Here is a 20,822-nt window from a genome sequence, read left to right as displayed (position 1 = left end):
GCTGTCTTCAACCTGACGCAATCAAACCGGCACTCAAGAACATCCCAACCCCAAACACCGTATGGGTCACCAGACTCTTCAGGCAGTTACGCCCAGGTGTCGGCGTCCGCGAGGCAAAGAACCCCGCCCCCATCACCGGCTGCATGAAGCACAGCGGCGCCACCACCGTCGCCACACCCCAAACCAGCGCAGGCCACAGCGTCGGGGCACTCAGCCAGCCCTCCCCGACCATCCCCACCAGCATCACGGCAAACCACACACCGATTCCGTAGTGGATAACCCACCCCAAGGCCAGTTCGTTCGCAACCGGTTCGGCCTTGGCGATAGCGTCGTGGCGCACCCGCCCCTTCATCAGATGGCCCGCCCAGCGCCCCACCATGGCGAAATTCAAGGTAGGGATACCCAAGCGCCGCAGCAACATCCCCCACAGGTCCATGATCACGGTGGCCCCAACCCCGATCAGCAAAGCGGCTTTTAGCATGGCAAGCGTCATCGATTCAGCCCTCTAAGATTGACGTTCAGCAACATGCCGCGCAGCATAGAAGTTGAAGTCAACTTCAAGTCAAGGCCCAGAATGGACATTGCCGATGTCGCCAAGCGCACAGGCGTACCCGCATCAACGCTGCGCTATTACGAAAAGAAAGGCTTGCTCAAGTCCCTCGCCGGCCGCGGCCAGCGGCGGCAGTTTGCTGCCGACGTGGCGGACCGGCTGGCACTGATTGCCCTAGGCCAGGCCGCAGGCTTTTCCCTGGATGAAGTGGGCGCGATGCTGGTGGACCTGCAGGTCGATCGGCAAATGCTGATAGCTAAAGCGGACGAAATCGATGCACGGGTCAAGCGCTTGCAAGCAATGAGCAAGGGGCTGCGGCATGCAGCGCAGTGCCCGGAGGACGATCACCTGGCCTGTCCGAAATTTCAGCGCTTGATGAAGCTTTCAGCCGCCGGGGTGTTGGGGGAAAAGCACCTACACCAGGGCGGGCCTGGAAAAACGCGAAGCCAGCCACCTCGCCGTACTTAGCCCTACAACCAAAAGCGCAACGCCCTCAATGCTCATCATCATCGCACTGATGCCTAGTTGCGTGATCAATTGACTGGCTACGAAGGGGAACCCGAACACACCGATGAAATACGACAGGCTGAACAGCAGCAGTGCTTGCGCGGTAAGGCCCGCTGGCGCCTCATTGGCAGCCAGCCCGTTGATTACCGAGTAGTTCAAGCCATAACCCACGCCCAACAGCATGGCCATCGCCAGATAGCGTTCGGCGCTGTGCACCCATTGATCAAAGCCCACTACGGCAGTGGCCATGATCAAGGTTAAAACCCACGAAGTCGCCAGCGGCGGTTGCTTCACAACCCAGCCGGCCAGCAAGAGCCTGCAGGCGATCGCAGCGCCCATGAAGCCAATGAAGAAGATCGAGTAATCAAGCCCGAGGCGGTCGGCATAGCTGGTCTGGAAACTGCCCATCGTGCCGAAAATCGCCCCACCCAGCCCTACCATCAAAATCGACAAGCCCGAACGCGAACGCATCACCTTGAGCGCGGACACCAAACCGATCTGCACCTTCTCAGCCGGTCGTTGCCCCAGCGAAGTCGAACCAAGCCAAGCAAAGTACAACCCCGCCAAACCTGCAGCACACGCCGCCACCCAAAAAGCGAGCTGGGTAGGCAGCGCCACGAAGGCCGCGAACTTACCCAGTAATGGCCCGGTACCTATGCCAGTCAACATGCTGCCGGAGAGCAATGCAAAACAGTGCGTGCGGCGTGATGGCTCGACCATTTGAGCAACCATGATCGGCCCTACCGTGTAGAAGAGCCCCCAACCAACCCCAAGCATCAAGCCACACGCCAACAACGCGCCGCCCAGGCCGGGCACCACGGCAAAACCCACTGACGCCACGACCAGGCAGAACGCCCCGACAGCGATAGCGCGAGCAGCGCCAACGCGCTGCAACAGATGCCCCGAGCCCACCACAGACAGCAGCGTACTGAGCATCGCGACTGCAAATACCCGCCCTGCATCGCTCGCAGTGCCGCCCAACGCCTGCACCAGCATAGAGAGCAGAAACGTCGTGCCATAGCTGATGGACAGTAGGAAACAGGCGATGCAGAACACGGTAAAGTGCTGAAACCGTGGCGGGGGTACAGACGACTTCATGTAAGCAGTCCTTGCTGAAAGGTACTGCTTTCTATCACGGCAAGGCACTGGCAAAGGCATGCATTTGCTGACGTTGAGATCGTCACTTCAGTACCTAAACGACCGCCACCCTTTGACGCCACTGATCGCGGCTCAACTCCCAGATCTCTTTGAGCACGGCGCCACAGACGAAATGCCCCGGCTCAGTCCCGACCAGGCGCATGCCTTCGTGCAGGGAAACACTGCGCGACCTGCCATTGCTCGCCGCCTTGGGCACCTGCATGACGCAACGCCCAAGCGTCTCGAACCAATAGTCGTTGATGACCACACAGGCCTCGCGGATGTAGCCGTTTTTTTGCCATGCAGGGGCGAGCCAGAAGCCACGGTTGTTACCCGGCTGGTCATAGAGGCTGATGCTGCCGATGACCTGCGTTGGCGCGGTTTTCAGGCGGATCATCCAGTGCCATTCGCAGCCAGCGTTCATGGCAGGCAATGCGATGTCTCGCACGTATACGAGTGCGCCGTCTTCGGGATAGGGCCATGGCACGCGGCTGTCCAGATAGCGGACAATGTCCCAGTGCGGGAACAGCTGCTGAATAGCGGGGGCGTCGCCAAGCTGCAGCGGCGTGAGTATCAGGCGCGAGGTTTCGAGGGTAGGAAGGCTGTCCATGGCGCAGCGTCCGTTCTGGAGGCGGTATGGCCTTCTGGCATTCTCACAGAGCAGAGGTAGAAACGTCGAGACGTCATGCGCTTTCGCACATTGGCTAAGAGGTATTTTTGAACGAGAGATCCTTGAGAGCTCAAGGATTTAAAGAATGGAGGCAGCCCCACCAGCCACACCCCGGCACTCGATGTTCCCGCTATGGCTGCTCCCTTCCGGGCCTGACCAGGTTAACGGGTAATCAATGCGGGGGGACCGATGGGGCCACCACTGACGCAACTCGCTAAGCAGCGAGCCGCGCCATTGTACCGGTCTGAGGCGAAGTTACAACCTCTGCAGGGAGAAAAAGTCATCATTTCTCAATGAACTTGTTTAAAGGTGGGTCAGATTGCGATGCCCTGCTCCGCCAGGAAGGCGATGAACGCGTCTTCGTCCAGCACCTTCACACCCAGCTCACTGGCCTTGGCCAGCTTGGAGCCCGCGCCAGGGCCGGCGACCACGCAGTGGGTCTTGCCGGAAACGGAACCTGCCACCTTGGCGCCTAGGCTTTCCAGTTTGTCTTTGGCAATGTCGCGGCTCATGCGCTCCAGGGTGCCGGTCAACACCCAGGTCTGCCCGGCCAAAGGCAGGCCTTCGGCGACTTTCTTCTCGCTGTTCCAGTGCATGCCGAACGCCAGTAACTGGGCTTCGATGTCCCGCGCCAGCTTCTGGTTCGCTTCGTCCTTGAAGAACTCGCGCACGGCCTCGGCCTGCTTGGCGGCCAGGGCCTGGCGCAGGTCGATACCGTCGGCGGCGATGATCTTTTCCAGGCTGTCGAGCTTGGCCACCAGCTTCTCAGCGCCGGTCGGGCCGACCGAGGCGATGTCGAGCTTGGCAATCATGCCGGCCAGGGTGGTGCTGGCGGCGAACTCGGCGGCCAAGTCGCCTTCGTCCTGCAACTGCATGCCGCAGGCGAGCAGTTGCTCGATGACTTTGCGGTTGTGCTCGTCTTCGAAGAAGTTGTGGATTTCGTATGCCACTTCAAGCCCGATGTCTGGCAGGTAGGTCAGCACCTGTGGCAGCGCCTGCTGCACCCGCGCCAAGCTGCCCAGCGAGCGCGCCAGGACCTTGGCGGTTTCCTCACCCACATCCGGAATGCCCAGGGCGTAGATGAAGCGCGCCAGGCTCGGGCGCTTGCTGGCTTCGATGGCATCAAGCAGCTTCTTGCTGGAAACTTCGGCAAACCCTTCCAGCCCGACGATCTGGTCGAACTGAAGCTTGTACAGGTCTGCTGGCGAGCCGATCAGCCCTTCGTCCACCAACTGCTCGACGCTCTTTTCGCCCAGGCCGTCGATATCCATCGCGCGGCGCGAAACGTAGTGGATGATCGCCTGTTTGAGTTGGGCGCCACAGGCCAGGCGACCGACGCACCGGTACACCGCGCCTTCACTGGTGGTTTCCTTGCCTTTGCTGCGTTTGACCAGCTGCGTGCGCTCGACCTGCGAGCCACACACCGGGCATGCGCTCGGCACTTCAACCGGGCGGGCATCTTCGGGGCGGCGCTCGAGCACCACTTGCATGACTTGCGGGATCACGTCGCCGGCACGGCGGATGATCACCGTGTCGCCAATGCGCAGGCCCAGGCGGGCGATTTCGTCCATGTTGTGCAGGGTGGCGTTGGACACGGTCACGCCGGCCACTTTGACAGGCTTCAGGCGTGCCACAGGCGTCACCGCCCCGGTACGCCCCACCTGGAATTCCACATCCAGCACCTCGGTCAGCTCTTCCATGGCCGGGAACTTGTGGGCAATCGCCCAGCGCGGCTCGCGCGCGCGGAAGCCCAGTTCACGCTGGGATGCCAGGCTGTTGACCTTGAACACCACGCCGTCGATCTCGTACGGCAGGCTGTTACGGCGCTCGCCGATGTCGCGGTAATACGCCAGGCACTCTTCGATGCCGGCGGCATGCCGTAGCTCACGGCTGATCGGCAGGCCCCAGGCCTTGAGCTGCTCGAGGATGCCAATGTGGCTGTCGCCGATGCTTGCGGACACCTGGCCTACGCCATAGCAGCAGAACTCCAGCGGGCGGCTGGCGGTGATTTTCGAATCCAATTGGCGCAGGCTGCCGGCGGCGGCGTTGCGCGGGTTGGCGAAGGTTTTGCCACCCGCTTCTGCCTGGGCGGCATTGAGCCGATCAAAACCGGCCTTGCTCATGTACACCTCGCCACGCACCTCCAGCACCGCGGGCCAACCTTCGCCCTGCAGCTTGAGCGGGATGTTGCGCACGGTGCGCACGTTGGCACTGATGTCTTCGCCGGTGGTGCCATCGCCACGGGTGGCGCCTTGCACCAATTGGCCGTCGCGGTACAGCAGGCTTACCGCCAGGCCATCGAGTTTGGGTTCGCAGCTGTAGTCGACCGCACCCGGCTGATCGAGGCCATCTACCACACGGCGGCCGAATTCACGCAGATCAGCTTCTTCGAAGGCGTTACCCAGGCTGAGCATGGGCACTTCGTGGCGCACCTGGCTGAATGCAGCCAGGGCCTGGCCGCCGACGCGCTGGGTTGGCGAGTCAGGCGTTACCAAGTGCGGGTGTTCGGCTTCCAGCGCCTTGAGCTCGTTGAACAGGCGGTCGTATTCAGCATCGGGCACGCTGGGCTCATCGAGCACGTAGTAGCGGTAGTTATGCTGGTCGAGCTCGGCGCGCAGGGCGTGGATTCGGGATTCGGCGGTCATTCGTTTGTCTTCTCTTGCAAAGCAAAAGAGCAGCCTGGGGGACGTTGCCTGGGGCCCTGGATCCTTTATCCCTGGTCTGGCCCCTTCGCGGGTAAACCCGCTCCCACAGGTACGCCACTGGGTTCAAAAACAGTGGGGTACCTGTGGGAGCGGGTTTACCCGCGAAGGGGCCAGATCAGACAACCTAGGAGCCCGAACCGGCCAGCACGCCCCGCAGGCTGCTCTTTCGTCTGGATCTATCAGCGTTTCTGGGTCAGCGCGCGGCGCTCGAACTCGACGATGCGCTGGCGGTAGTGCTCGATGGTCTGGGCGGTCAGCACGCTGCGCTGGTCGTCCTTGAGTTCGCCATTGAGCTCATGGGCCAATTTGCGCGCCGCCGCGACCATCACGTCGAAGGCCTGCTTAGGATGACGCGGGCCTGGCAGCCCCAGGAAGAAGCTCACCGCACGGGTGCTGAAGTGGTCGATGTCGTCCAGGTCGAAAATACCGGGCTTCACGGCGTTGGCCATGGAGAACAGCACTTCGCCGTGGCCGGCCATGCTCTCGTGGCGGTGGAAGATGTCCATCTCGCCAAAACGCAGGCCGCTCTCGAGAATGTTCTGCAGCAGTGCCGGGCCCTTGAAACCACCCTCGTCGCGGGAGATGACGCTGATCACCAGCACCTCTTCAGCGGGAGGCAGTTCCTTGACCGTGTTGTTGCTGGACGACGCACCGCTGTTGCGGTTGTTGTCGGCGGCAAAATCATCATCGGCATCGGCGAACAGATCAGGCTCGCGCGCCTCTGCGACCAGGTTCAGGTCACCTTGCGGCACTTCTGCGGCGCGCTTGCCACGCTTGCTGGCCTTGACTGGCTTGGGCTCGCGTTCGCGATCGCGCGACGACGCACTGAGCGAGGGCAGGTCGCTCTCGTCCAGTTCTGGCTCCTTGTGGTTATCCAATACCCGCGATGGGCCGAGCACTTCGGCGCCGCCCTCTTCGTCGGGGACATTGGAATAACTGCGGTCCAGACGGAATTTCAACTTGCCTTTCCCGCCGCGCATGCGGCGCCAGCCGTCGAAAAGAATACCGGCAATGACAATGATGCCGATGAGGATCAGCCACTCGCGCAGACCGATTTCCATGTAATCCCGTGCCTCTATAAAAATATGCTTGAAAACAAAGGGTTCAAAGCCCTTTAACACGTGGCGCCAACTCTATGTTCTGACAGGCGTTTTACCCACGCAAAAAACGAGTGACATTAAGCTAGCACGACCAAAGACAACTTTACACCGTCTGTCGCACATGGCGGGGCCATTTCGCTACAGAATGTGCCCTATCTTCGCGCATCAGGCGTCGACCATGGCCATCGCCTCCTCCACATCCACTGCAACGAGGCGTGAGCAGCCCGGCTCATGCATCGTCACCCCCATCAATTGATCCGCCATCTCCATGGCAATCTTGTTATGGGTGATGTAGATGAACTGCACGCTTTCACTCATTTCCTTCACCAGCCGGGCGTAACGCCCGACGTTGGCATCGTCCAGCGGCGCATCGACTTCGTCGAGCATGCAGAACGGTGCGGGGTTCAACTTGAAAATGGCGAACACCAGCGCCAGGGCGGTCAGTGCCTTCTCGCCACCGGACAGCAGATGGATGGTGCTGTTCTTCTTGCCCGGGGGTCGCGCCATGATCGTTACCCCTGTATCGAGTAGATCTTCGCCCGTCAGTTCCAGATAAGCGCTGCCACCACCGAAAACTTTTGGAAAAAGTGCCTGTAATCCGGCATTTATCTGATCAAAGGTATCTTTGAAGCGGTTGCGCGTTTCCTTGTCGATCTTGCGGATGACGTTTTCCAGCGTCTCCAAGGCCTCGACCAGGTCGGCGTTCTGGGCGTCCAGGTAGCGCTTGCGTTCGGACTGCTGCTCGTACTCTTCGATGGCCGCCAGGTTGATCGCGCCCAGGCGCTGGATACGCGCCTCGGTCTGCTCCAGCGCCTGTTCGGTGCTCTGTTCGGTGGCGTCCGCTTCAAGGGTGGCAAGCACGCCTTGCAGGTCGTAGCCGTCGGCCAGCAGTTGTTCCTGCAGGGTCTTGCGCCGCACATCCAGGCCCTGGCACTCCAGGCGTAGCTGCTCCAGCTGGCCACGCAGCAGTTGGGCTTGCTGCTCGGCTTGGGTGCGGCGTTTTTCCGCGTCGCGCAGGGCGCGGTCGGCTTCGTCCATGTGCAGGCGCGCCTGGCGCATTTCTTCGTCGACGCTCATGCGCCGCTCCAGCAGCTCTTCGAGCTTGAGGCGCAGCTCTTCGAGGGGCGCTGCGCCCTCCTCCAGGTTCAGGCTCAGTTGCTCCTGGCGCTCGGTCAGGCGTGCTGCCTGCTGCTCCAGGCGCTCCAGGGCCTGATGGGTGGAGTCGTGCTGGGCACGCAGCGAGCCTAGGCGCACGGCCAACTGGTGGGCGTGGTCCTTGTGCTGACGGGCCTCCTGACGGATGCGGTCAAGGCCTTCGCGCAGGGTATCGCGGCGAGCCATCAACTGTTCGCGCTGCTCGGTGTCCTGGGCCATCAGGTCCAGGGCTTCTTGCAGCACCAACCGCGCCTCGCCCAGTTGCTCGTGCTCCAGGGCGCGCTGTTCTTGCAGCTCGGTCAGCTCTTCGTGCAGGCGGCGGCGACGCAATTCGACTTGCTCGGCACGGGCCCGGCTGGCCGACAGGCTGGCCTTGAGCTCGCCGTGCTGGCGGCTTTCTTCCTGGGTGCGGCGGCGCAGTTGCTCGCGCTGTTCTTCCAGGCCCAATTGCTGCTCGCGCAAATCTTGTAGCTGTTGCTCAAGGTGCTCCAGGGCGGCTTCCTGCTCCAGCTGTTGCTGGCCCAGGCGCTCGATCTCCTGGCCACGGGCCAACACCCCACCTTCGGCCTCGCCGCCTCGGCTGACCCGCAAAAAATGCCGGCCAACCCAATAACCATCGCGGCTAACCAGGCTTTGCCCTTCAGCCAGGGTCGCACGCAGTGCCAGCGCTTGGGCCAGGTCATCGACCGGTTTGACCTGCCCCAGCCAGGGGGTCAGGTCGGTACGCCCGTCGACTTTGTCCAGCAGGCTGCCCGCCAGCCGCGCACCCTCGCCGCTTGCCAGCAGCAAGCGCAACTCGCCTTGCTCCAGGTCGGCAAAAGCGAGGTTGTTGAAATCATCAACCAGCACGGCCTGCAGATCAGCGCCAAGCACCGTCTCCACGGCCAGCTCCCAGCCCGGCTCGACCCGCAGCCCTTCGGCCAGGCGCGGGCGCTGTGCCAGGCCTTGCTCGCGCAACCAGTCTGCGGCACCCACGCCCGGCTCCAGCGCGGCCTGCTGCAAGGCCTCCAGCGATGCCAACCGCCCGCCCAGGCGCTGCAGGTCACCCTGCGCCTGTTGTTGCGCCTGGGTGGCGTGCTGCAATTGCTCGCGCGTGCCTTCGAGTTGCTCGACCACTTGCTCTTCGGACAGTTGCAACGTTTCGAGCAGCATCTCGCTGCTGGCCAACTGCTCGGACAGCTCGACCAGGGCCGCGTCCTGCGGCTCGGCACCTAACAGGTCGCGCTCTTCCCCCAGCTTGCGCTGGCGCTCCGACAAGCGTTCCAGGCTGGCTTCAAGCTGCTGCAGGCGGGACTGTTGCACTTCTGCCTGACGGCGGGGCTCGGCGGAGCGGGTGTTGAAGGTGTCCCATTGTTCTTGCCAGCCGTGCATGCCCAGCTCGGCTTCTTCGAGGGTGGCAGCGGCTTCTTCGGCGGCCGCCAGGGTCATTTCCTGTTCGGGCTCGAGCATGGCCAGCTCTTCGCCGAGGGTGGCCAGCAAAGTGCGGTCATGACCCAGGTGGGACTCGGTCTCCAAGCGCGTGCGCTCAGCTTCCTTGAAGTCGTCCTGCAACTGGCGAAGGCGCTGCTGGCCGTGCTGGATGCTCTGCTCGACCCGGGCAATATCGCCCGCTACTGAATAGAAGCGGCCCTGCACCTGGTTGAAGCGCTCGGACAATTCGTGGTGGCCATCGCGCAGGCGCTCGATACTCGCGTCGGCGTTGCGCTGCTCGGCCACCAAGGCCTCGTGGGACACGTCCTGATCACCGATCACCGCCTCGCGCTGGCGTACGCGTTCGTCCAGGTCGCGCCAGCGCAGGGCCGACAAGCGGGCTTTCAGCTGGCGTTCCTGGGCCTTGTACTCACGGTACTTTTCGGCTGCCTGGGCCTGACGGTGCAAGCGTTCGAGCTGGCGTTCGAGCTCGTCACGCAAGTCGGTCAGGCGCGCCAGGTTTTCCTGGGTGCGGCGGATGCGGTTCTCGGTCTCGCGGCGGCGCTCCTTGTACTTGGAGATGCCCGCCGCTTCTTCAATGAAGTTGCGCAGCTCTTCGGGCTTGGCTTCGATCAGCTTGGAGATCATGCCCTGCTCGATGATCGAATAGCTGCGCGGCCCAAGGCCGGTGCCGAGGAAAATATCGGTGATGTCCCGGCGACGGCATTTTGCGCCGTTGAGGTAATAGCTGTTCTGCGCGTCGCGGGTCACCTTGCGGCGGATGGAAATTTCAGCGTAAGCCGCGTACTCCCCGACCAAGGTGTTGTCGCTGTTGTCGAACACCAGCTCGATACTGGCCTGGCTGACCGGTTTGCGGCTGGTAGAGCCGTTGAAGATGACGTCGGTCATCGACTCGCCACGCAGGTTCTTCGCCGAACTCTCGCCCATCACCCAGCGTACCGCGTCGATGATGTTGGATTTGCCGCAACCGTTGGGGCCTACCACGGCCGCCATGTTGCTGGGGAAGTTGACCGTGGTGGGGTCGACGAACGACTTGAACCCCGCCAGGCGAATGCACTTGAGGCGCATCGTCAGGCCCGGGCCAACGCCGCCAGCACCAGCTCACAGCTGCGCTGGCAATAGGCGGTGAGCACCTCGCGAATGCGCGGCAGGTCGCGGGCGACCACGGCCTCGAGCAGGCGCGCGAACAGCTCCAGGTAGTCGTCCGTGCTGGCCTGGCGTTGGTCCAGGGCCAGGTAGTAGGCGCGGCTCATGGCCGGCTGCAGGTTTTCGACGGTTTCCTGCAGGTACGGGTTGTCGGCGAACGGGTAGGCAGCCCGCATGACGGCGAAGCTTTCGGCGACGAAGGCCTTGATGTCTTGCTGGTCGCGGGCATGCTGCAAGCGCTGCTGGATCTCCAGAAACGGGCGCAAGTCGGCCTCCAGGCGCCATTTTTGTGCAACGGCGTTGCCCAGCAGGATGTAGAACTCACCCATCAAGTTGCACAGGCTGCGCACACTGCGCTCGTCCAGCTTGGTCACATGCGCACCGCGACGCGGCAAGATCGCTACCAAGTGGCGACGTTCGAGGATCAACAGCGCTTCACGCACCGAGCCGCGGCTGACATTCAGCGCCTGGGTAACCTTCTGCTCCTGAATGCGCTCGCCCGGCGCCAGCTCGCCGCGAATAATGCGTTCGGCCAGGTAATCGGCAATCTGCTCGGAGAGGCTGTCCGGGGCCTTGAACGTCATGGTTTTCCTTCAAAATCATTGAACTGGGCACAAGGGGCGGATTGTAGCGTACTTGACCCGCACTCGCGCAGAGGGACCTTGCGCTTTATTTGGCCTGCCAGGCAGCTGCCTGCACGGCGCGATCTATGCTTGTGATATGGGCAATGTGTTCGGCCGGGTGTAGACATACGCATTTTCCTGACCTTTGAGTCAGAAAAATATTGACCAGTTCGTCAGGTCTGCTTATTGTCCGCCCAACAACAATAAAACCATTGCGAGGCCATCCCCGTGATCCAGTTTCTCGTCAACCAGGAGCTGCGTAATGAGCACGCCCTGGACCCGAACATGACGGTGCTGCAATACCTGCGCGAGCACCTGGGCAAACCCGGCACCAAGGAAGGCTGCGCCAGCGGTGACTGCGGTGCGTGTACCGTGGTGGTCGGTGAATTGACCCAGGACGACCAAGGCCAGGATACCCTGCGCTACCGTAGCCTCAACTCATGCCTGACGTTCGTTTCGTCACTGCACGGCAAGCAGTTGATCAGCGTCGAAGGCCTCAAGCACCAGGGTGAACTGCACAGCGTGCAAAAAGCCATGGCCGACTGCCATGGCTCGCAATGCGGCTTCTGCACCCCAGGCTTTGTCATGTCGCTGTTCGCCCTGCAGAAAAACAGCCAAGGCGCCGACGTGCATCAGGCCCAGGAAGCCTTGGCCGGCAACCTGTGCCGCTGCACCGGCTACCGGCCGATCCTCGATGCCGCCGAGCAGAGCTGCCGCCAGCCTTGCCGCGATCAGTTCGACGCCCAGCAAGCCCAAACCATCAGCCGCCTCAAGGCCATTGCGCCAACCCAGACCGGCGAGCTCAACAGCGGCGACAAACGCTGCCTGGTGCCGCTGACCGTGGCCGACCTGGCCGACCTGTACAGCTCGCACCCCGAAGCACGTCTGCTGGCCGGTGGTACCGACCTGGCGCTGGAAGTGACCCAGTTCCACAAGACCCTGCCGGTGATGATCTATGTCGGCCATGTGGCCGAGCTCAAGCGCATCGACAAAACCGCCAGCCACCTGGAAATCGGCGCAGCCACCCCGCTCACTGACTGCTACGCGGCGCTCAACGCCGAGTACCCTGATTTCGGCGACCTGCTGCACCGCTTCGCCTCGCTGCAGATCCGCAACCAGGGCACCCTGGGCGGCAATATCGGCAACGCGTCGCCGATTGGTGACTCGCCGCCCCTGCTGATCGCCCTGGATGCCCAGGTGGTGCTGCGCCAAGGCGAACGTCAGCGCACCCTGGCGCTGGAGGATTACTTCATCGACTACCGCATCACCGCGCGCCAGGACAGCGAGTTCATCGAGAAGATCATCGTGCCGCGCGCCAGTGAGGATTGGGCGTTCCGCGCCTATAAAGTGTCCAAGCGCCTGGATGACGACATCTCTGCCGTGTGCGCAGCGTTCAACCTGAGCATCGAGAACGGCGTGGTCAGCGGCGTGCGTATCGCCTTCGGTGGCATGGCCGCGATACCCAAACGCGCCCGCGCCTGCGAAGCAGCCCTGCGCGGCAAGCCATGGAACCAGGCCAGCATCGAGCGCGCCTGCCAGGCCCTGGCCGAAGACTTCACCCCGCTCAGCGACTTCCGCGCCAGCAAGGAATATCGCCTGCTGACCGCGCAGAACCTGCTGCGCAAGTACTTCATCGAACAGCAAACGCCGCACATCGAAACCCGGGTGACCGCTTATGTCTAACCATCACGTAGCCAAGAGCCAGGCCGAGATGGCCGAACTGTTCAGCCAGGACCTGACCACCGGGGTCGGCCGCAGCGTCAAGCACGACAGCGCCGACAAGCACGTGGCCGGCGAGGCGGTGTACATCGATGACCGCCTCGAATTCCCTAACCAGTTGCACGTCTATGCGCGCACTGCCGACCGTGCCCATGCGCGCATCCTGCGCATCGACACCACGCCGTGCTATGCCTTCGAAGGCGTGCGCATCGCCATCACCCATGAAGACATCCCGGGCCTCAAGGACATCGGCCCAGTCGTAGCCGGTGACCCGCTGCTGGCCATCGACAAGGTCGAGTTCTTTGGTCAACCGGTGCTCGCCGTGGCCGCCCGTGACCTGGAAACCGCCCGACGCGCCGCCATGGCGGCCATCGTCGAGTACGAAGACCTGGAGCCGGTACTGGATGTGGTCGAAGCGTTGCGCAAGAAGCACTTCGTGCTCGACAGCCACACCCACCAACGCGGCGACTCGGCCGCGGCCTTGGCCAGTGCTCCGCACCGCCTGCAAGGTACCTTGCACATCGGTGGCCAAGAGCACTTCTACCTGGAGACGCAGATTTCTTCGGTGATGCCCACCGAGGACGGCGGCATGATCGTCTACTGCTCCACGCAAAACCCCACCGAAGTGCAGAAGCTGGTGGCCGAGGTGCTGGACGTGCCGATGAACAAGGTCGTCCTCGACATGCGCCGCATGGGTGGTGGTTTTGGGGGCAAGGAAACCCAGGCCGCCAGCCCGGCCTGCCTGTGCGCGGTCATTGCGCGCCTGACCGGCCAGCCGACCAAGATGCGCCTGCCGCGCGTCGAAGACATGACCATGACCGGCAAGCGTCACCCGTTTTATGTCGAGTACGACGTCGGCTTCGATGACAACGGCCGCCTGCACGGCATCAACTTCGACCTGGCCGGCAACTGCGGCTACTCGCCCGACCTGTCCGGCTCGATCGTCGACCGCGCCATGTTCCACTCCGACAACGCCTATTACCTGGGCGATGCCACCGTGCATGGCCACCGCTGCAAGACCAACACCGCCTCCAACACCGCCTACCGCGGCTTCGGCGGCCCACAGGGCATGGTCGCCATCGAACAGGTGATGGACCACATCGCCCGCCACCTGGGCCGTGACCCGCTGGCCGTGCGCAAAGCCAACTATTACGGCAAGACCGAGCGCAACGTCACCCACTACTACCAGACCGTCGAGCACAACATGCTCGACGAGATGACCGCCGACCTGGAAGCCAGCAGCGATTACGCCGAACGCCGTGAGTCGATCCGCCGGTTCAATGCCAACAGCCCGATCCTCAAGAAGGGCCTGGCGCTGACCCCGGTCAAGTTCGGCATTTCGTTCACCGCCACCTTCCTCAACCAGGCGGGGGCGCTGATCCACATCTACACCGACGGCAGCATCCACCTGAACCACGGCGGCACCGAGATGGGCCAGGGCCTGAATACCAAAGTCGCCCAGGTGGTCGCGCAGATCTTCCAGGTCGATTTCGACCGTATCCAGATCACCGCCACCAACACTGACAAGGTGCCCAACACCTCGCCTACCGCGGCCTCCAGCGGCGCCGACCTGAACGGCAAGGCAGCGCAAAACGCCGCCGAGATCCTCAAGAAGCGCCTGACCGAATTCGCCGCGCGGCACTATCAGGTGACCGAGGAGGACGTCGAGTTCCGCAATGGCCATGTGCGCGTGCGCGACCAGATCGTCAGCTTCGAGCAACTGGTGCAGCAGGCGTACTTCGCCCAGGTGTCGCTGTCGAGCACCGGCTTCTACCGCACGCCGAAAATCTTCTACGACCGCAGCCAGGCCCGCGGCCGGCCGTTCTACTACTTCGCCTTTGGCGCGGCCTGCGTGGAAGTGATCGTCGACACCCTGACCGGCGAGTACAAGATGCTGCGCGCCGACATCCTGCATGACGTGGGCGACTCGCTAAACCCGGCCATCGACATCGGCCAGGTCGAAGGCGGCTTCATCCAGGGCATGGGGTGGCTGACCACCGAGGAACTGGTGTGGAATGCCAAGGGCAAACTGATGACCAACGGCCCGGCCAGCTACAAGATCCCGGCAGTAGCCGACATGCCGCTGGACATGCGCGTGAAGCTGGTGGAAAACCGCAAGAACCCGGAGGACACGGTGTTCCATTCCAAGGCCGTGGGCGAGCCGCCGTTCATGCTCGGCATCGCCGCCTGGTGTGCGATCAAGGACGCCGTGGCGAGCCTGGCCGACTACCGCGTGCAGCCGAACATCGACGCACCGGCGACCCCGGAGCGCGTGTTGTGGGGCTGTGAGCAGATGCGCCAGGCCGTGGCTGCGGCGCAGCCTGCTACGCAGGAACTGGAAACCGTGACCCACTAACACCGAGCCCCTTGTAGGAGCGGCCTTGTGTCGCGAAAGGGGCGCGAAGCGGCCCCAAAATTTCAGCTTCGACTGAAGCATTGCCGGGGCCGCTGCGCGGCCCTTTCGCGACACAAGGCCGCTCCTACAAAAAGCGGACCGCGTTGTCCTGAAGAGGAATTGAATCATGCACCAATGGATCAACGCCCTCGCCGATCACCAGTCCCGTGGCGAACCCTGCGTACTGGTCACCATCATCGAGGAACGCGGCTCTACCCCGCGCAACGCCGGCTCGAAAATGGTCGTCAGTGCCACCGCGCTGTTCGACACCATCGGCGGCGGCCACCTGGAATACAAGGCCCTGCACATCGCCCGGCAGATGCTCGAAGCACAACGCACCACCCCGCACCTGGAGCGCTTCAGCCTCGGTGCCAGCCTCGGCCAGTGCTGCGGCGGCGTCACCGTGCTGCTGTTCGAACCGATGGCCGCAGTGCAGGCGCAGATCGCGGTGTTCGGTGCGGGCCATGTCGGCCGCGCTCTGGTACCCTTGCTCGCCGCGCTGCCCTGCCGGGTGCGCTGGATCGATTCGCGCGAACAGGAATTCCCCGAGCTCATCCCCCCTGGGGTGACCAAGGTGGTCAACGAGGAGCCGGTCGATGAAGTGGCCGAGCTGCCAGCCGGTTGCTATTGCATCGTCATGACCCATAACCACCAGCTCGACCTGGAACTGACCGCCGCCATTCTCAAGCGCAACGATTTCACCTGGTTCGGCCTGATCGGCTCGAAGACCAAACGGGCCAAGTTCGAGCACCGCCTGCGCGAGCGCGGCTACGACGCTGCCGTCATGGCCCGCATGCGCTGCCCGATGGGCATTGCCGAGGTCAAGGGCAAGCTGCCGATCGAGATCGCCGTGTCCATCGCCGCGGAAATCATTGCCACCTACAACGCCTGCTTCGGCCAGCATGACGCTGCCGCCAACGCCGGCCCCATTGCCCAGTTGCTGCCGCCCTCCCGGCGCAGCCAAGCCATTTGACGAGCGCTTTATGACCGCAACCCGCAAAGCCTACCGTGCCGCCATCCTGCACAGCATCGCCGACCCGGCCGAGGTCGGCCTGGAGGCCTCCCATGAATACTACGAAGACGGCCTGCTGGTGGTCGACGATGGCCGCATCAGCGCCATCGGCCACGCCAGCGAGCTGCTGCCGACCCTGGATGCCGGTATCGACGTGGTGCATTACCAGGATGCGCTGATCACCCCGGGCTTCATTGATACCCATATTCACTTCCCACAGACCGGCATGATCGGCTCCTACGGCGAACAGCTGCTGGACTGGCTCAACACCTACACCTTCCCGTGCGAGAAACAGTTCGCCGACAAAGGCCACGCCGACCAGGTCGCGAAAATCTTCCTCAAGGAACTGCTGCGCAACGGCACCACCACGGCCCTGGTATTCGGCAGCGTGCACCCGGAGTCAGTCAACGCCCTGTTCGAAGAAGCCGAACGCCTCGACCTGCGGATGATCGCCGGCAAGGTGATGATGGACCGCAATGCCCCTGATTACCTGACCGACACGGCCGAGTCTGGTTACACCGAAAGCAAGGCACTGATAGAGCGCTGGCACGGCAAGGGCCGCCTGCACTATGCGGTCACCCCGCGCTTCGCACCGACCAGTACCCCAGCGCAACTGACCCTGGCCGGCCAACTGCTCAAGGAGCACCCAGGTGTGTACCTGCACACGCACCTGTCGGAGAACCTCAAGGAAATCGACTGGGTCAAGTCGCTGTTCCCCGAGCAGAAAGGCTACCTGGACGTCTATGACCACTTCGAGCTGCTGGGCGAGCGCTCGGTGTTCGCCCACGGCGTGCACCTGTGCGACGACGAGTGCCAACGCCTGGCCGAAACCGGCTCGGCCGTGGCCTTCTGCCCGACCTCCAACCTGTTCCTGGGCAGCGGTTTGTTCAACCTGCCGCAGGCCGAGCGCTTCAAGGTCAACGTTGGCCTGGGCACCGACGTGGGCGCCGGCACCAGCTTCTCGCTGCTCAACACGCTGAACGAGGCGTACAAGGTCATGCAACTGCAGGGCGCACGCCTGCACCCGTACAAGTCGCTGTACCTGGCCACCCTCGGCGGCGCCCGCGCACTGCGCTTGGACGACCGCATTGGTAGCCTGCGCGCCGGCAACGATGCCGACTTCGTGGTGCTCGACTACAAGGCCACGCCGCTGTTGGACTACCGTATTCAGCAGTCCAACAGCATCGAAGAGACCTTGTTCGTGCTCACCACCCTGGGCGATGACCGCACCGTGCGCGAAACCTACGCCGCTGGGCGTTGCGTGCACCAGCGCTAAGGCTCTTTCGCCAGCCCCCGGTACAACGCGCCGCCGATCGCTGCCCCGATCAGCGGCGCCAGCCAGAACAGCCACAGCTGCTGCAGGGCCCAACCACCGACGAACAGTGCCGGCCCCGTGCTACGCGCGGGGTTGACCGAGGTATTGGTCACCGGGATCGAGATCAGGTGGATCAGGGTCAGGGCCAGGCCGATGGCAATCGGCGCAAAGCCTGCCGGGGCGCGGGCATCGGTGGCCCCCATGATCACCACCAGGAACATCGCCGTCATCACCACCTCACTGACAAACCCCGCCCCCAGCGAATAGCCGCCGGGCGAATGATCGGCGTAGCCGTTCGACGCCAACCCCGACGACAGCTCGAAACCGGCCTTGCCGCTGGCGATGAAATAGATCACCGCTGCCGCAAGGATGGCGCCAATCACCTGGGCGATGACGTAGGGCAGCAGTTCTTTGGCGGGGAAGCGCCCGCCCACCACCAGCCCGAACGACACGGCGGGGTTGAGATGACAGCCAGAGATGTGACCGATGGCGAACGCCATGGTCAGGACAGTGAGGCCAAACGCGAAGGCGACACCGAGAACGCCGATGCCAAGCGGGGAACTGGCTGCGATTACCGCACTGCCGCAGCCACCGAGGACCAGCCAGAAGGTGCCGATCAGTTCGGCCCCCATGCGTGTACCGAGGGACATGCTCATGAACCCTTTCCTCAAGAAGTTGAACGCAACGAATGCGCAAGCCCAACTGCTTGATGAAGGTTTGCTCACAAGAATTTAGCAGACGTTTGGTTTATGGCCAGTAACGACCAAGGGCCGCTTCGCGCCCCATTCGCAGCACAAGGCTGCTCCTACAAAGGATTGCGTAACCCCTGTAGGAGCAGCCTTGTGCTGCGAATGGGGCGCGAAGCGGCCCCCTAGTTCATACAAGCAAACGATCAACCCTTGGCAGCAACCTTGGGCTTTTTCAACAGATGCGAAAACACCGCATGCAGATCGTCCGAGGCACTTTCTTCGTCCAGGTTCAGCTTGCTGTCGATGTGGTCCATGTGATGCATCATCAGGCTTACCGCCTGCTCGGCGTCACGCGCCTCGATGGCATCGATCAGCTGCATATGCTCGTCGTACGAGCAATGCGAGCGGTTGCCGCTTTCGTACTGGGCAATGATCAGCGAGGTCTGCGACACCAGGCTGCGCTGGAAACTGACCAGCGGCGCATTACCCGCCGCCTCGGCCAGCTTCAGGTGGAATTCGCCCGACAGGCGGATGCCCGCGCCGCGATCACCACGGGAGAAGCTGTCGCGTTCCTCACGCACCATCTGACGCAGCTCGTTGAGCTGCTCAAGGGTAGCGTGCTGCACCGCCAGTTCGGTGATGGCGCGTTCAACCATGCGCCGAGAGAAGAACACTTGGCGTGCCTCTTCCACCGTCGGGCTGGCCACCACCGCACCGCGGTTGGGCCGCAGCAGCACCACGCTTTCGTGGGCCAGGCGCGACAGAGCGCGACGGATGATGGTGCGGCTGACGCCAAAGATCTCGCCCAGCGCTTCCTCGCTCAACTTGGTGCCCGGCGCCAGACGCTGTTCGAGGATCGCCTCGAAAATATGCGCGTAGACGATGTCGTCCTGGGTACCGCTGCGGCCGGCCTTGCCAGCGCGCACAGGTTTTTTCAGAGGTTGCAGCTGTTCGTTCATGGGCTCTCGAGGCACGAAGGAAAGTATGGCGCCATTGTACACAGGCTGAGCCGTTTCTGCAGGTGGCCTTTTACCTATATAGCCGTTGTACGACGCATTGCGCACACAAAAGATAAAACATTATTTGCTTTCTTTGTACACAAAAGCATAATCCACCGTGCAACTTCCTGACCCACAAGTCAACAAAACGGTCAGGCGTCTGCCTTCCCTCGCGGAGCCGCCAAGTGCAAGCGCAGGACAATGGCTCCAAAACAACAAGAAAGACTTGAGGAGTACCCGCTGTGGAAAGCCGCAAATCCGAAGCCCCTACGCTGGATCTCGCCCCACCGCTCGAAACGAGCTGGCTGGAGCGGATTTTCAAACTCAAGCAACATGGCAGCACTGTCAAAACCGAAATGATCGCCGGGGTGACCACCTTCATCACCATGGCGTACATCATCTTCGTCAACCCCAACATCATGGCTGACGCCGGCATCGACCACGGCGCGGCGTTCGTCGCCACCTGCATCGCCGCCGCGCTGGGCTGCCTGCTGATGGGCCTGTACGCCAACTGGCCGGTGGGCCTGGCGCCTGGCATGGGCCTGAATGCCTTCTTCACCTACACCGTGGTCGGCACCATGGGCTACAACTGGGAAACGGCACTGGGCGCGGTGTTCGTCTCGGGTGTGCTGTTCATGTTCCTGACCTTGTCAAAAGTGCGCGAGTGGCTGCTCAACAGCATCCCGCTGAGCCTGCGCCATGCAATGGGGGCCGGCGTCGGATTGTTTCTCGGGCTGATCGGCCTCAAGACTGCAGGCATCATCGTCGACAGCCCGGCCACGCTGATCAAACTGGGCTCGCTGCATGAACCCGGCCCACTGCTGGCGGCGCTGTGCTTCCTGTCGATTGCCATCCTCAGCTACAAGCGGGTGTTCGGCGCGATCCTGATCAGCATCATCGGCGTCACCCTGGCCGGCTGGGGCCTGGGCTTGGTGAAATTTGGCGGGGTGATGTCGATGCCGCCAAGCCTGGCACCGACCTGGATGGCGATGGACGTGGCCGGCGTGTTCAACGTCAGCATGATCAGCGTGGTGCTGGCGTTCCTGTTCGTGCACATGTTCGACACCGCCGGCACCCTGATGGGCGTGGCGCAACGTGCCAACCTGGTGGCGGCGGATGGCCGCATCGAAAACCTGTCGCGGGCGTTGAAGGCCGACAGTGCATCGAGCGTGTTCGGTGCCGTGGTCGGCGTACCGCCAGTGACCAGCTATGTGGAAAGTGCTGCGGGGGTTGCGGCGGGTGGCCGTACGGGCCTGACTGCCGTCGTGGTCGGCCTGCTGTTCGTCGCCGCGATGTTCTTCGCGCCGCTGGCGGGGATGATTCCTGCCTATGCCACTGCCGGTGCGCTGATCTATGTAGCGATGCTGATGATGGGCAGCATGGCCCACATCCACTGGGACGAAGCCACCGACAGCATTCCCGCGATCGTCACGGTGATCATGATGCCGCTGACCTTCTCGGTCGCGGACGGTATTGCCATGGGGTTCATTACCTATGTGGCGCTGAAGGCTGGGACTGGCAAGTACAAGGAAATCTCGGCCAGCCTGTGGGTGCTGTGTGCGATTTTCATTGCCAAGTTTGTGTTCCTCTGACTCTCACTGCACCAGCCATGGGCGCCTCGGCGCCCATTCCATTTTATGCGGCGGGCGCTGGTTTCTTTTTCAGCTCAT

General features: G+C 62.7%; 15 protein-coding genes and 1 other RNA gene. 6 read left to right on the top strand and 10 right to left on the bottom strand.

Annotation, left to right across the window (positions count from 1 at the left end):
* Positions 1 to 7 precede the first annotated feature (7 nt).
* A complete protein-coding gene (locus tag AB7M33_RS17000) occupies positions 8 to 481 on the bottom strand; it encodes a DUF2938 domain-containing protein (protein ID WP_454243158.1) in 474 nt (157 codons plus the stop codon).
* Between the two features lie 93 nt (positions 482 to 574).
* On the opposite strand from AB7M33_RS17000, the gene AB7M33_RS16995 reads away from it, so the two are divergent.
* Positions 575 to 1,018: a helix-turn-helix domain-containing protein gene (locus AB7M33_RS16995; protein ID WP_027592941.1), complete on the top strand. Its 444-nt coding sequence runs from the start codon at positions 575 to 577 to the stop codon at positions 1,016 to 1,018.
* Here the strand turns inward: AB7M33_RS16995 and AB7M33_RS16990 are convergent.
* The 7 genes from AB7M33_RS16990 to AB7M33_RS16960 form a co-directional block, all read right to left on the bottom strand.
* Positions 965 to 2,155: an MFS transporter gene (locus AB7M33_RS16990; protein ID WP_454244229.1), complete on the bottom strand. Its 1,191-nt coding sequence runs from the start codon at positions 2,153 to 2,155 to the stop codon at positions 965 to 967. The two genes, AB7M33_RS16995 and AB7M33_RS16990, sit on opposite strands and share 54 nt — an antisense overlap.
* Before the next feature lie 94 nt (positions 2,156 to 2,249).
* Entirely contained in the window at positions 2,250 to 2,804 is a 555-nt protein-coding gene (locus AB7M33_RS16985; protein ID WP_454243157.1) for a GNAT family N-acetyltransferase, read from the bottom strand.
* A 155-nt stretch (positions 2,805 to 2,959) separates the two neighbouring features.
* Positions 2,960 to 3,056, bottom strand: an RNA gene (gene ffs / locus AB7M33_RS16980) — signal recognition particle sRNA small type.
* Positions 3,057 to 3,178: 122 nt separating this feature from the next.
* A complete protein-coding gene (gene ligA, locus AB7M33_RS16975) occupies positions 3,179 to 5,509 on the bottom strand; it encodes an NAD-dependent DNA ligase LigA (protein WP_085272535.1) in 2,331 nt (776 codons plus the stop codon).
* A 239-nt stretch (positions 5,510 to 5,748) separates the two neighbouring features.
* Positions 5,749 to 6,630: a cell division protein ZipA gene (zipA, locus tag AB7M33_RS16970; RefSeq protein ID WP_085272534.1), complete on the bottom strand. Its 882-nt coding sequence runs from the start codon at positions 6,628 to 6,630 to the stop codon at positions 5,749 to 5,751.
* Positions 6,631 to 6,834: 204 nt separating this feature from the next.
* Positions 6,835 to 10,323 carry a chromosome segregation protein SMC gene (gene smc / locus AB7M33_RS16965; RefSeq protein ID WP_454243156.1) on the bottom strand — a complete coding sequence of 1,163 codons (3,489 nt, stop codon included), beginning with the start codon at positions 10,321 to 10,323 and terminating at the stop codon, positions 6,835 to 6,837.
* Between the two features lie 2 nt (positions 10,324 to 10,325).
* Positions 10,326 to 10,985: a GntR family transcriptional regulator gene (locus tag AB7M33_RS16960; protein WP_027592947.1), complete on the bottom strand. Its 660-nt coding sequence runs from the start codon at positions 10,983 to 10,985 to the stop codon at positions 10,326 to 10,328.
* Between the two features lie 267 nt (positions 10,986 to 11,252).
* Between AB7M33_RS16960 and xdhA the strand changes: the two genes are divergently transcribed.
* The 4 genes from xdhA (at position 11,253) to guaD (ending at position 17,426) form a co-directional block, all read left to right on the top strand.
* Positions 11,253 to 12,707 carry a xanthine dehydrogenase small subunit gene (xdhA, locus tag AB7M33_RS16955; RefSeq protein WP_454243155.1) on the top strand — a complete coding sequence of 485 codons (1,455 nt, stop codon included), beginning with the start codon at positions 11,253 to 11,255 and terminating at the stop codon, positions 12,705 to 12,707.
* Positions 12,700 to 15,099 carry a xanthine dehydrogenase molybdopterin binding subunit gene (gene xdhB, locus AB7M33_RS16950; RefSeq protein WP_454243154.1) on the top strand — a complete coding sequence of 800 codons (2,400 nt, stop codon included), beginning with the start codon at positions 12,700 to 12,702 and terminating at the stop codon, positions 15,097 to 15,099. Before xdhA ends, xdhB begins: the two co-directional genes overlap by 8 nt.
* A gap of 166 nt (positions 15,100 to 15,265) precedes the next feature.
* Complete coding sequence (xdhC, locus tag AB7M33_RS16945) at positions 15,266 to 16,111, top strand: xanthine dehydrogenase accessory protein XdhC (protein ID WP_085272530.1); 846 nt, start codon at positions 15,266 to 15,268, stop codon at positions 16,109 to 16,111.
* A gap of 10 nt (positions 16,112 to 16,121) precedes the next feature.
* The gene (guaD, locus tag AB7M33_RS16940) at positions 16,122 to 17,426 is read left to right on the top strand and encodes a guanine deaminase (protein WP_027592951.1); all 1,305 of its coding nucleotides are present in this window, start codon (positions 16,122 to 16,124) and stop codon (positions 17,424 to 17,426) included.
* On the opposite strand, the gene aqpZ is transcribed toward guaD, so the two are convergent.
* Together aqpZ and AB7M33_RS16930 are read right to left on the bottom strand one after the other, a co-directional pair.
* Positions 17,423 to 18,121 (bottom strand): aquaporin Z, encoded by a 699-nt coding sequence (gene aqpZ, locus AB7M33_RS16935; protein ID WP_027592952.1) that lies wholly within the window; start codon positions 18,119 to 18,121, stop codon positions 17,423 to 17,425. The two genes, guaD and aqpZ, sit on opposite strands and share 4 nt — an antisense overlap.
* Before the next feature lie 236 nt (positions 18,122 to 18,357).
* Positions 18,358 to 19,113 carry a GntR family transcriptional regulator gene (locus AB7M33_RS16930; protein WP_027592953.1) on the bottom strand — a complete coding sequence of 252 codons (756 nt, stop codon included), beginning with the start codon at positions 19,111 to 19,113 and terminating at the stop codon, positions 18,358 to 18,360.
* 281 nt (positions 19,114 to 19,394) lie between these two features.
* On the opposite strand from AB7M33_RS16930, the gene AB7M33_RS16925 reads away from it, so the two are divergent.
* Entirely contained in the window at positions 19,395 to 20,744 is a 1,350-nt protein-coding gene (locus tag AB7M33_RS16925) for an NCS2 family permease (protein ID WP_454243153.1), read from the top strand.
* Positions 20,745 to 20,822 lie beyond the last annotated feature (78 nt).

The organism is Pseudomonas sp. Y3 TE3536 (assembly GCF_053629175.1).
The sequence above is the reverse complement of the archived record's forward strand: the minus strand, read 5'-3'. Positions and strand labels throughout refer to the sequence as shown.